Genomic DNA, 10746 nt, shown 5'->3' on the forward strand with positions numbered 1-10746 from the left:
CTTCATGGGCCCTGAGCAGGGACAGACGTTCTGTCCGCCGATCCCGAGCCGTCGGCGTCCTGCTCCACCCCCTTCCCGGCCCGTGCCCCCGGCACGGCCGGCTGGGCATCCCCGAGGTGTGGTCGTCGTCGTGGTCGTCCTGGTTCTGGCCGGTCTGGTGGTCGGCAACCGGCCCGTCCCGGCCGCGCTGGTGGTCGCCGCCGCCGTCGCTGACCTGATTGCCGGCCGCCGCCCGACCCAGACCGCGACGCCCTGCGTGTGACGCTGGCGCGGCCGAGGAACGCGCGAGGGTGGACCTTCGACGGACTCGCCGACCGCAGCGGCCTGGCCCGGCGCACGCTCATCGACCTCGAACACGGCCGCGACGTCGGCACCGTCACCACCTGGCACGCCCTTGCACACGCCTTCGACGTCCCCATCGAGCACCTGCTCGACCCGCTCTGCGACGACCACACCCCACCCGGATCCAAGGGCGCCTGACCCGGCCGCGCCGGGCTTGGCGCGCGGCGCGATTAATCCGAACCGGCGAACGCATTCAGAACGCACGTGCGTTACATGGTGCCGGTATTCGATACTGCTGGGCCGCCCGGGGGACTGGCCTACCACCGCGCCGCCCCCGAGGCGTGCCACCTGGCACGGCCCTCGCCATGCGCCCCAACTCCACCCACACCGGCTGCCACTGGGACGGCAGCGCCCGCACCGTGCCGGCACGCCGCCCGCTGCGGGTGGCCGCCACCAGCCCCGGTCGTCTGCTGCGCGCCGGCCAGACCGGCCGCTGCCGCCGCTGCGGCAACCGCATCGACCTCTACCCGCGGGGCCGACGGGCGGCCCATCGCCCTGCATCCCGCCGAAGTGTCCACCGCCCACGTCGCCGCCTCCTGCCGCTGGCACCTGAGTTCCGGCATCGCCCACCCACACGGCGACGGCAGCGCCTGGTGCCGCATTCCGCACGCCGTGTTCTGCCCGCAGCGCACGCCCGTCTGTCGGATCAGCCTGCCGGCCCTCACGTCGGTGCGCCGCCAACTTGTCGTACGAACCCGCCGCCTGATCGACACCGGTGCCTTCACTCCCGTGTTCCTCCCCGCCCGTGAAGCGCCCGCCGGAACCGGCCGCCTCGTCGTGCGGATGCTGCTGGGCCACTACCTCGCCGAAGGCCCCGTAGAGACCATCCGCTGTGTGGCCCAGACCAGCCACCGACACCGCTGCCCCCGTCCCGTCCTGGCCCCGGACGCCCCGCCCGGATCATGGAGGCTGCTGCCGATTGGTCAGCTTCTGCAGATCAACGGTGGTTTCGGGTAGCCAAGCCCATGAGGCAAGGCTCACGGGCACTTCCGGCTGGCGACGGCGCCTGCGTAGGCGGCCCAGTCCTCGGCGGATGCCTGCTGTCGCATCCAGCGGGGTCAGCCGAGGGGGGTGTCAGTGCTGTACGCCATCATCGGCGCATGACCGCTGCCGCCTCGCCGAAAGCCAGGGCTACTTCAACTGTTGAGCCGCCACGCACAGGTGTGCTTGCTCTTCCGAAACCGCTTGTCGGTCTGTGCCGGGCAGATCAGTACGAGCGTCAGAAGAAGTTCTGGCAGGAGCTCACGCAGCAGTGGCGTGCTGAGGTTGCCGCTTCGCTGGAACAGGTACGCGCGAAGATCGAGAAGCAGAACGCTGTCAACCGGGAGCTCCGGGACAACATCCTCAGTGCCATGCAGGCTGCCCCTGATCCGCGCGAGCTGTCGGTGGCCGACGTCATGGTGCTGAATAACCAGTGGGCGGACAGGACGGATGCCGCGCGCGTGGGCGTGCGGGATGCAACCGACAGAAGATGGCGCTGCACTGTGGAACCGGGACACGGATCGTGGATGGCTTCGCCGAAGGACCGCAGCCGCACCGACCGGCCCAGCATGTGCCCGAAGTGCTCCGGCGCGGCGCCGCGGCCAGGAGAGCGACCCGCCCTCGAGCGATCCGTGGCCGCCATTTCCGCGCTGGCCGCTGAACTCCACCCCGACTCTGGTGCGCCAGAGGAGATCAGCTACGGCAGCAACAAGCCGGTGACCTGGTGGCATCAGGTTCCTGCCGTTCGGCCTGGAACCGGAGAATGGTACTGGGCGACCCATGTTTGGGAGCAGCCCCCCAAGAGCCGCACCAGCCTGCGGAGCAGGAACGGGAAAGCGGCTGGGATCAACGGCTGCCCGGTCTGCAATGCCGACCAAGCCGACGCCTCCAACAGCCTGGCTGCGTGGTATCCGGAGCTTGCGGAGCAATGGGTGCGTGGCCCGGCGAGCAGGAACACGCACAACACCACCGTCGGGTCCAAGATCGAGGTGACGTGGCGCTGTACGTCCTCACAAGGGGAGCATGAGGACTGGCCGGCACCGCCCAACCGCCGCACCGCGAAGGCGCTGCGGTCCGGCTGTCTGAAGTGCAGCAAGAACGTCTCCGCCAAGGCGCTGGCGCTCTACCACGAGCTGCGTACCCACCTGCCCGCCTTGGAGCTCGAGGCGCCGATTCCACTCGACCCAGTGCCCGGCAAACGGTACCGCGGCGTGCGGGTCGACATGTGGGAAGAGGCATTGCAACTCGTTGTGGAGTTCGACGGCTGGAAGACCCACGGCCCTGAGTCCTGGCGCGACCGCGCAGCCGACGACCGCCTGAAGACCGAGCGTCTGGCCGCCGCCTGCCAGACGGTGATCCGGGTCCGCGAAGACCTTGACCCGGTTGGACCTCACGATGTCGTTGTCGGCTCAGGCTGGAGCGCGTGGAAGGTAGCCGCCGCAGTCCTGCAGCGTGTTCAGCAGCTTGGCCTGCACCCCCTGCCCGGCCTCGCCAGCTACCTGGAGCATGGCACGGAGACAGCGGCGGCCGATGTGGAGAAGGCTCTGCTAGGGATGCCATACCGCCCCCGCCAGTTTCCCAAGGCATCGAAAGCGCCCGCTGAACCACGGCAACTGAAGGCCACCGAGCCACCTGCGGACAGCTGGCTGACACCGATGGGCCCCCCATACGCCAATCCGAAGAAGCGAGCCGGATCATTGCGGGACTACCAGTGCAGGTGCAAGACGGTCGTCACCGGGCTTCCGCAGGCCGAGGTTACTCGCGGGAACACCAAGAGTTGCGGATGCCGGCAAGATGCGTCCCGTGCGGTCCCGCGAGGCCGGGTAGATCGGGAGCTGACCCAGGCGGCTCGCCAATGGGCGCGGAAGGCGGGAACCGAGGTCAGGGAAAATGGCCCGTTGGACGCTCGAGTCCTGGCTTCCTACCAGCTCCACGCTGTCGGCATGGCGAGTTTCCTCGGCGACGACAATCTCATTCCCGAGGGCGCCGTACGTGGATGGGTCGATGATGAGGAGATCACACTCGGTGCACGCGGACGTCTGCCCCGGCACACCTGGCTCGGCTACGCGGCTTCTGTACTGGCCCAGCTTGCGAAGGCTCCGGACGAGGACGCGTAGGACATGGTGGACGACCCGAACCAACCGTTGCTTCAGTTGCGGTAGCCACGCTTGAAGTCTGCCTCGTGCCGACAATCTCCTTCTTCGAAGATGTCGATGCGGCATAGGGTCCGTCACCAACAGCACATGGGATCGGGTACCCGCCCGCCTCCTCAGGGTGCCGGACGCGTAAGCCAGTCGGTGAGGCGCGTGCGGACATTCGGAACGGGCAATGGCGTGTGCAGTCGCCCCGCTCGGGCTGCTCTTCGATGTCAGGCGTGTCCGGGAGGCAAGGGCGAGCTCGGGGCGGTGGGGTGAGTGTTGATCCAGGAGAGGCCGCCGAGGTCGAGGTGGTGGCGGGCGCGGGTGACGGCGACGTAGGCGAGGCGGGCGTCGGTGTCGCTGACGGGCTCGGGGATGGGGCGTCCTTGGCTGTCGTGCTGGTTGGTGTCCCTGGGCGGGGGAAAGTCGTCGGCAATTCGGATGGTGGGCCATTCGCGGCCTTTGGCGGTGTGGGCGGTGGAGACGGTGACGTCGGCGTGGGTCTCGTCAGTGAGTTGATCGACTGCGGTGAGGATGGCGTCGGGGCCGTGAGTGTCGACGAGGTCGACGAAGGGTTGGAGGTCGCGTCCGGCGGGGTCGTGCGCGGCGTAGTCCTGCAACTCTCCCCAGGAGGCGAAGAGTACGAGTTCGGGGTGGGAGGTGCGGCGGCCGCCCTTCAGGTCGCGGGCCGCGAGGGCGAGTGCGGCGAGTTGCCGGCCGCCGCGGGTGAGGGCGACGCGGTGGCCAGCAGTGAGCAGGCGCATGACTTCGGCCATGGCGCCGATGTTGGTGCGGCACAGCACTGCGTCCGGCCGTTTGAGGCTGCCGGTGTCGGTGGGGATGGTGTCGGTGCCGGTCAGGCGGATGGGGGCGTCGGCCAGCGTGAGCCACCGGTTGGCCTCCTCGGCGATCGCAGGGCCGAAGCGGAAGGAGCGGGTCAGGGTCAGGGGAGTGGCGTCGAAGCCGGTCATCACGTCCCGGGCGCCGCGCCAGCCGTAGATGGCCTGGGCGGAGTCGCCGACCATGACGAGCTGGGCATGGCGGCGCTGGGCGGTGAAGACCTCCTCGAGGACGGGATTGGTGTCCTGGGCTTCGTCGAGGAGGAGGAAGTCGGCGTCGATGGTCGGCTCAGTCAGAGCCCACATCTTCAGGTAGTGGTCGTGTTCGAAGCGGACCACACCTGTCTCGGGGTTGTGCAGGTCGGCCCAGGCCTTGAGGGCGAACGGCAGGACCTCGTGGGCGAGCTGGGCGTGTTCGCCGGAGGTGTTCAGGCCGCGCAGGTGCGGTACGTGATGGCGGGCCAGGGTGCGGTCGGCGGAGTGGCAGTAGCGGGTGACCGTGCGCAGCACAGTGTGGGAGAGCGTCCGGGGGCTGATCTCGTGATCGCCGATGCGCAGGGGGCGGGTGATGCCGAGTGCCTGGCCGGTCTTCCATGCCTGTTGGCGGGGGCTGTTGAGCCGGCTTGTGTAGCGGTGGCCGAGGGCGGCGTAGGCCGTGGCGTGGGCGGTCTTGCACACCACCGTGCGCGGGAAGCGGGCGGCGGCATCGCGCGCGATGTCCTTGTTGAAGGCGAGATAGCGGCCGCGGCTGAGGGTGCTGGCGGCGAGCAGGGTGAGCGTGCTGGTCTTTCCCGTCCCGGCGCCGGCCTGCAGGACGAGATGGTGACCGGCCCGGAAGGTGTCGACGGCGTGGGCCTGTTCGTCGGTGGGCGTGTGCAACAAGGGCTCCGCGGAAGATGAAGAGGATCAGGAGCGCCTGCAGCCGCTGCGTCGGGAGCGGCACGGCAGACGGGGTTACGGCGCTGTGCGGGCGGGATGGTGCCGGCGGCTGTGCAGGAGGCCGGCCACGCAGGCCAGGACTTCTTCGGGCTGGTGGTCGGCGAGCAGACTCTCGAGTCGGACCTCCAGGCGCCGGGGCGCGTTCCTGCTCGTCCCGGGCCAGGGCCGCGGTCACCCGCCGCCGCAGCAGCTCCTGGGGACGCTGCCCCAGGACGGCCGCAGTCTGGCGCAGGGCCCCCACGGCGGCGTGGTCCAGGGCGACGTTGAGAGGACCTGGCCGTGTCGGTCGGGGTAGTGCGTGGTCAGGACGTGGATCGGCAGGCGTGCGCCCAGCTGGCGCCGCAGCGCGTACAAGGCGCCACTGGGACTGCGGGCGCTGCAGACCGCCATCAGCCGGGTGCGGTCCGCACTCGCGGCCAGGCGCACACCGCAGCGCGCCTGGCGGAGTTCACCGGGAGCGGCGGGCTGGGTCAACAGGATCTCGACGGCGTGGTGCGACGTCACGGCCGGGCCGCCTGCCGTGCGCGGTCCGCAGGCCGGGGGCGTCGGGTAGTGGTGGGCAGGCGGGTGTGGATGTGCTCGTGGTGGCGCAGCGGGTCGAAGGGCTCCCAATCGGCCACCGCCACGTCGGCGGCCGTAGGTGCGGCGGCGTGCTGCGGGCAGCGCTGCGCGCGCCAGCGCAGCTGCTCGGCGTAGGGGACACGGTTGAGGTCGTAGACCGCCATGGCCTGAGCGGGCAGGGCCAGTTGACCGCTTGATGCGGTGGCCGGGACCAGCGCCCAGGCGCCGGCCGGAGCGCCGGGGGTGAGCAGCGGGCTGGTGCAGCGATCGCGGCGCCGGGTCTGCGCGACGCACTGGATCTCCTCCACCGGCCGGGAGGCGAGGTAGCGGAGATACAGCAGCTGCACGATGGGCCGGGCCGGTCGGCAGACGGCCTGCTGGGACGCAGGGCCGTCCGGCGAAGCCGGGGGAGGGGTGAAGACGCCGGCGTCGATCAGACGGCGGGTATTCACGGCCAGAGACCGGCGCAGTCCGGCGAGTTCAGGGGGAGTGGGGGGAATGTCCCGGGCGGGGCAGACGACGGCGTGCGGCAGACGACACCAGCTGCTGCCGTCTCCGGCCGGGTGGGCCACGCCGGAGCTTACGTGCCAGCGGCACACGGCGGGCACTCGGGCGGCTGGCAGTTCCTGGGGATGGAGACGGACGGCCCGCTCAGTACTGCGGTGATACCACTCGATCCGGTTGCCGCAGTCGCGGCACTGGCCGCTTTGGCCGCAGCGCAGCAGTCGGCTGACGCCGTCGGGGCAGATTTGCAGGGAGCGGCGCACGCGGTGGGCGAGGACCGGGCTGCCGTCCCAGCGGCGGGGGGCGGGAGGTGTGGAGCGCATGCGCGCGAACCTGCCAGCCAACACGCCGCATTTACGGCAGCGCTGCCGCCGGGTCACCTACCTGGCCGCACGCAGTGCAACGGGGGTGCGAAAAGCCGATTGTGTGTTCGAGGTCGCCTCGCTGGTTTGAGTGATCCGCGGCGGCCGCTCGGACCGGGTATCAGCCTTCGCTCGGCCCAGGCAGGTCGTGCCCGCGGCACAGCGTGCTGAAGAGGTCGTCGAGCGGGGTGTCCAGGGCGTGAGCAAGGGCGTGCCAGGTCTTCAAGGTGCCGATGGTGCGCCCCTGCTCGATTTCGATGAGAGTGCGCCTGGCCAGGCCGCTGCGGGCGGCAAGTTCGTCATAGGTCCATCCGCGCACGGCCCGCAGGCGCGCTAGTTCCAAGCGCAGCGCGTTGAGGTCCGGATCGGGCGGCAAGATCGTCACCCGTCCATCCGACGGGGCAGACCCCTGCCCTGTCAGTGCAGACCTCTGCCCTAATTCTGCAGGTCGCGGCGCCAGCGATAGGGCAGAGATCTGCCCTATGGTGAGTGGCCGCCCACAGCCCCTGATGGGCCCGGCGCGCAAGCACAGGGAGGAACACGCGCCCATGAGGCAGCGCACAACATGCCCGGCGACGCCACGCGCCTGGACCGTGGAACTGCGCTCGCACCCCGGCGGGCTCGTCCTGGTCTGCCCGCAATGCCCGCACGCCAGCGGACAGGTCGCCGCGGCCTCCGCCCGCTCGGCCGCCCTCACCCACCTCGCACGCCACGCACGCAGCGACATCCTCCCGCCCCACCTGAGGATCTGCCAGTGCCATGAGCGCGGCTGCCGCTGGCACCCCCGTCACCGCGGTTGCGACGGCCCCATCCGCCTTCTCCTCGCCTGTGAACGCGGCGGACGAGTATGGCGACTCGCCGACGCCTGCAGTACCTGCGCCGCCGCGACCGCCCAGGCCGCCGTCGTGCCCGACACCACCCCCGCCCGCACGTCGCCGCAACCGTCCACCGCTCGGAGGCGAAAGCGGCGCGCCAGAGGCCCGGGTGAGCGGGCCCGCGTACGCGAAATGCTCAACTACCTGGCGGCCGCACTTCCGCCAGGTGTCTCGCCCGCCGCACGCCTGCTCGCTCTGCAGTGCGCCCTGCGCATGAACGCCACCATGCACGTCCGGCTGCCCCAGGGCATCCCGCGCAGCCTCCGTCTCAACGGCCCCGGCCCGTGGCACGAGTTGGAGCGCGCGCGATGGCTGCGTATCGCCCACGCATGCTCCGCCGGCGAGGTCGTCGCAGAACTGCTCGACATCACAGTGCTCGGCCAGGCCCCAGCCCGCCCCGACCGTGTGCAGGCCGCGGACTGGGCGCTGCGCGCTGGCTCCCCGGCCGGGGCAGAGGCTACTGGGCCACTGCTTCAACTAGCCGTTGTCTACCTCGCGGCACATACCGATCCCGAAACTGGCTCCGGCCTGACCGAACTCGACCAGATGACGCGCGCCTGCGGAACGCACCCCACGGAGCTGCCCGACATGCTCGACCGGCTGGCCCGGACCGGACTGGTCAGGTCATGGCAGGCCTGCCCGGACTCCGGGGACCTGCACTGGACCTGCCGGTGGGCCGATCCTCAGGCCGCGCGCCTGGCCGTCGCGAGGTAGGCGAACAGTTGCTCCTTGGTCACCGGGATAGCGGGCTACGCGGGACGGGGGCAAGCGGCCATTCGCTGCGCGGACTCGCGTCGACCGCGTCGAAGCCGGGCTCTTCGTAGAGACCGGCGACGAACTCGGCAGCTTCGAGAGGGGCGCTGGCGCAGGTGAGCGCGCGGCGGTTCGGCGAGCCGGCGGGCGCTCCGTCCGCGCTTCCGACCAGGTAGAGCTCGACGGAGGTGCCGCCGCGGCGTGCGCGCCCGGCCAGCTGCATGAGCCCGACGAGGATGGCCGCCAGGACCTCAGCCTTGAGGACCCGCAGGTCGGTGCGCAGCGGCAACTCCCGCTGGCGGACCGAGGCGGTTGCGCTGAGGGGCGAGCATGCCGGCGGGATTGGCGCTGACGGTGCCAGCGGCGATGCCGCAGGCGTTGATACTCGCGTACATGGCGGCCGGCTCGACGCGAGGCCCCGCTCCAGCGAGACGGACGATAGAGACCTCGGCGAGCCCGATGCGCCTGACACACGCTCACTGCTGCGGCTGCGGCTGCGGCTGCGGCTGGGGCTGGGGCTGGGGATGGATAAAGACAAGTTTTGTGGTTTCCAGGCCCTTTGAGCCCGGTAGCGGTCATGCTGGTCCAGGGACGCGCGTGATGCGGGGGTGGAGGGGGACTTGCCGGATCAGCCTGACTTGTTCTCCGTGCAGCAGGAGGACGACGCGGAGGGTCTAGAACACATACCGCCATTCGTGGCACCGGTCGCTGCTGCACCGAGCGCAGTGACACGCGATCCGGTGGCACTGCGCATCGCCGAGGCCGTCCGGGACGTGTTCGGCGACTTCGGCTCCGAACACGGCCTGAGCCGCGGGGAGATAGCCCAGGCCTGCGCCGCGGTGGCCTCCGCCGACGAGTTCGATTCAAGATTCCGGATCTTCATCAAACTTCGTCTGCTGGAGTCGCTGCACGGCAAGTCATACGACCAGCGGTATGTGTTCAACCCGACCAGCGGTGCCGCACTGCTGGTGTACGAGCGCCTGGGGGAGGCCGGCGGTGTCCAGGAGATCACCATGCTGCTGGACCGGGCCCGCGAAGGCCTTCTGAACGGCTCCCTGACCGAGGAACAACTGGCCGCCAAGATCGCCCAGGCCCGGCGGAGCCTTGCGAACTACACCAACCACCTGCTGCGGCTGGTGCGCACCAGGCCCATCGAAGAACTGCTCGGCCAACGTCACCACCACGCCCACACCACATCGCTCGAGGAAGCGAAACACCTCGTCCATGCCGTCGCCGAGCAGTACCCCGCACTGCGTTCCGGCGGCACCCGCCTGATCCGGGAAGCCCTGCGCTACACAGGAGCCGTCCACGAGTTCCACGACCGGCTCATGCAACAAGCCACCACCCGGCGCGACTTCAGCATGCTCCTACCCGAGCAGTACCTGACTGCGGCCCTTCGCTCCTCCACGGAAACGCTCGCGCAGGTGTTCGCCACGACCGTCTTCGATCCGCCCCACGTCCAGATCACCACGGGCCAGATCCTCACCGCTGCAGCCGACCACCAGCCCCCGCCGCCGCGGCAGCGCCTGCCGCGCCCCCCGACGCAGCCGCCCGGCCCGGATCCGGTCGAGACTGCACGCGCCAAAGCCGCGCTCGCACGGCAGCGGCGAGAGGCCACCGTGACCCTACTCATGGCCGGAAAGGACGAAGCCGACGTCACCGCCCGCCTGCGTGCCCTGCCCTGGCAGGCAGCGGTCAAGCACCTGGTCGACATGCTGCGCGCCGCAGCCGACCCCGCTATCCCGCTCATGCTCGACATCTCCCGCGAGGTCATCGTGGACGCCGCAGGGCCGGTCACCTACGCCTCGCCGGTGACCGTGTACCGCATTCCCGACAGCCCACAAGACATAAACGACGACACCGAAGCCGCACCGCAGAGCCCCCATGAGTGACCCCTACCTGCTGGCACGGGCCCGAGCCCTGCGCACGGTCCCTGTCCCGGCGGACCGCGCAGAACTCACCCAGCTGCGCTGCGCCGCCGACGATGTGGAGCGCCGGCTGGTCGATGTCGTCACCCCCGACGGGACCCAGGAGCTGATGACCGGCTGGGCTCCCGATGTGGAACCGGCAAGTGGCGCGCTGGGCGACAACGACGTCCACCGAACCGCCTCGACCGTCCGCCTGCTCACGCTGGCCTGCTGCATCCGCCACTGCTGGCCTGACCCCAGCCAGCCGCTATACCCGGGACAACCCGCCGCACAGCAGGACGTCCTCGCCGCCCTGACTCCTCTCCAGGACACCCTCGCGCCCCGCGACGGGGCGGCCGTGCTGGGGCAGACCGGGCACTTCCTGACGGCCCTGCGGTTCCTGCGCGCATGCGGACACCTCGCGGCAGACGGCGGCGACGGCATGATCCGCCTCGGACCCATGGTCGCGCTGTGGTCCGAGCGCGATGTGGCCGAACTGCGCAACGGTTACGACATCCTGCCCGCTCCGAGGAAGAAGTGAGCCC

The 10746-nt window shown here is 70.4% G+C and carries 12 protein-coding genes and 1 pseudogene; 8 read left to right on the forward strand and 5 right to left on the reverse strand.

Going from position 1 to position 10746, the window contains the following annotated elements; translation table 11 throughout:
* Positions 1 to 130: 130 nt before the first annotated feature.
* The 4 genes and pseudogenes from ADL08_RS38770 (at position 131) to ADL08_RS37225 (ending at position 3440) form a co-directional block, all read left to right on the forward strand.
* Positions 131 to 262: a hypothetical protein gene (locus tag ADL08_RS38770; protein WP_267889576.1), complete on the forward strand. Its 132-nt coding sequence runs from the start codon at positions 131 to 133 to the stop codon at positions 260 to 262.
* Positions 253 to 480: a helix-turn-helix transcriptional regulator gene (locus ADL08_RS18485; protein WP_053644310.1), complete on the forward strand. Its 228-nt coding sequence runs from the start codon at positions 253 to 255 to the stop codon at positions 478 to 480. The genes ADL08_RS38770 and ADL08_RS18485 overlap by 10 nt, the downstream gene beginning before the upstream one ends.
* Before the next feature lie 167 nt (positions 481 to 647).
* Positions 648 to 1299, forward strand: a pseudogene (locus ADL08_RS18490) (DUF6083 domain-containing protein).
* A 143-nt stretch (positions 1300 to 1442) separates the two neighbouring features.
* Positions 1443 to 3440 carry a zinc-ribbon domain-containing protein gene (locus tag ADL08_RS37225; RefSeq protein WP_159043090.1) on the forward strand — a complete coding sequence of 666 codons (1998 nt, stop codon included), beginning with the start codon at positions 1443 to 1445 and terminating at the stop codon, positions 3438 to 3440.
* A gap of 251 nt (positions 3441 to 3691) precedes the next feature.
* Here ADL08_RS37225 and ADL08_RS18500 read toward each other — a convergent pair whose 3' ends face one another.
* The 3 genes from ADL08_RS18500 to ADL08_RS18510 form a co-directional block, all read right to left on the reverse strand.
* Entirely contained in the window at positions 3692 to 5179 is a 1488-nt protein-coding gene (locus tag ADL08_RS18500; RefSeq protein WP_053644313.1) for a UvrD-helicase domain-containing protein, read from the reverse strand.
* Positions 5180 to 5410: 231 nt separating this feature from the next.
* Positions 5411 to 5743, reverse strand: a complete 333-nt coding sequence (locus tag ADL08_RS18505) for a hypothetical protein (protein WP_234352182.1) — start codon at positions 5741 to 5743, stop codon at positions 5411 to 5413.
* A complete protein-coding gene (locus ADL08_RS18510; RefSeq protein ID WP_078968247.1) occupies positions 5740 to 6627 on the reverse strand; it encodes a DUF6083 domain-containing protein in 888 nt (295 codons plus the stop codon). The genes ADL08_RS18505 and ADL08_RS18510 overlap by 4 nt, the downstream gene beginning before the upstream one ends.
* Here ADL08_RS18510 and ADL08_RS38775 point away from each other — a divergent pair.
* A complete protein-coding gene (locus tag ADL08_RS38775; protein WP_267889577.1) occupies positions 6626 to 6757 on the forward strand; it encodes a hypothetical protein in 132 nt (43 codons plus the stop codon). The genes ADL08_RS18510 and ADL08_RS38775 overlap by 2 nt on opposite strands.
* 30 nt (positions 6758 to 6787) lie before the next feature.
* On the opposite strand, the gene ADL08_RS18515 is transcribed toward ADL08_RS38775, so the two are convergent.
* Positions 6788 to 7051, reverse strand: coding sequence for a helix-turn-helix transcriptional regulator (locus ADL08_RS18515; protein WP_053644315.1), 264 nt, complete (start codon positions 7049 to 7051; stop codon positions 6788 to 6790).
* Positions 7052 to 7673: 622 nt separating this feature from the next.
* On the opposite strand from ADL08_RS18515, the gene ADL08_RS39010 reads away from it, so the two are divergent.
* On the forward strand, positions 7674 to 8255 hold the full coding sequence (locus ADL08_RS39010) for a hypothetical protein (protein ID WP_324610441.1): 582 nt from the start codon (positions 7674 to 7676) through the stop codon (positions 8253 to 8255).
* A gap of 19 nt (positions 8256 to 8274) precedes the next feature.
* Here ADL08_RS39010 and ADL08_RS18525 read toward each other — a convergent pair whose 3' ends face one another.
* Positions 8275 to 8583 carry a hypothetical protein gene (locus ADL08_RS18525; protein ID WP_053644319.1) on the reverse strand — a complete coding sequence of 103 codons (309 nt, stop codon included), beginning with the start codon at positions 8581 to 8583 and terminating at the stop codon, positions 8275 to 8277.
* A gap of 451 nt (positions 8584 to 9034) precedes the next feature.
* On the opposite strand from ADL08_RS18525, the gene ADL08_RS18535 reads away from it, so the two are divergent.
* The gene (locus ADL08_RS18535) at positions 9035 to 10186 is read left to right on the forward strand and encodes a hypothetical protein (protein WP_234352183.1); all 1152 of its coding nucleotides are present in this window, start codon (positions 9035 to 9037) and stop codon (positions 10184 to 10186) included.
* Entirely contained in the window at positions 10179 to 10742 is a 564-nt protein-coding gene (locus tag ADL08_RS18540) for a hypothetical protein (protein ID WP_053644326.1), read from the forward strand. The genes ADL08_RS18535 and ADL08_RS18540 overlap by 8 nt, the downstream gene beginning before the upstream one ends.
* Positions 10743 to 10746 lie beyond the last annotated feature (4 nt).

Origin of the sequence: Streptomyces sp. NRRL F-6492 (genome assembly GCF_001280125.1) — a bacterium.
Classification (GTDB): Bacteria; Actinomycetota; Actinomycetes; order Streptomycetales; family Streptomycetaceae; genus Streptomyces.

Bases quoted from the DNA above. Each gene is read 5' to 3' on its own strand.
- ADL08_RS37225 (WP_159043090.1), top strand. From the start codon at position 1,443: ATGACCGCTGCCGCCTCGCCGAAAGCCAGGGCTACTTCAACTGTTGAG.
- ADL08_RS38775 (WP_267889577.1), top strand. From the start codon at position 6,626: ATGCGCGCGAACCTGCCAGCCAACACGCCGCATTTACGGCAGCGCTGC.
- ADL08_RS18510 (WP_078968247.1), bottom strand. From the start codon at position 6,627: ATGCGCTCCACACCTCCCGCCCCCCGCCGCTGGGACGGCAGCCCGGTC.
- ADL08_RS39010 (WP_324610441.1), top strand. From the start codon at position 7,674: ATGCTCAACTACCTGGCGGCCGCACTTCCGCCAGGTGTCTCGCCCGCC.
- ADL08_RS18540 (WP_053644326.1), top strand. From the start codon at position 10,179: ATGAGTGACCCCTACCTGCTGGCACGGGCCCGAGCCCTGCGCACGGTC.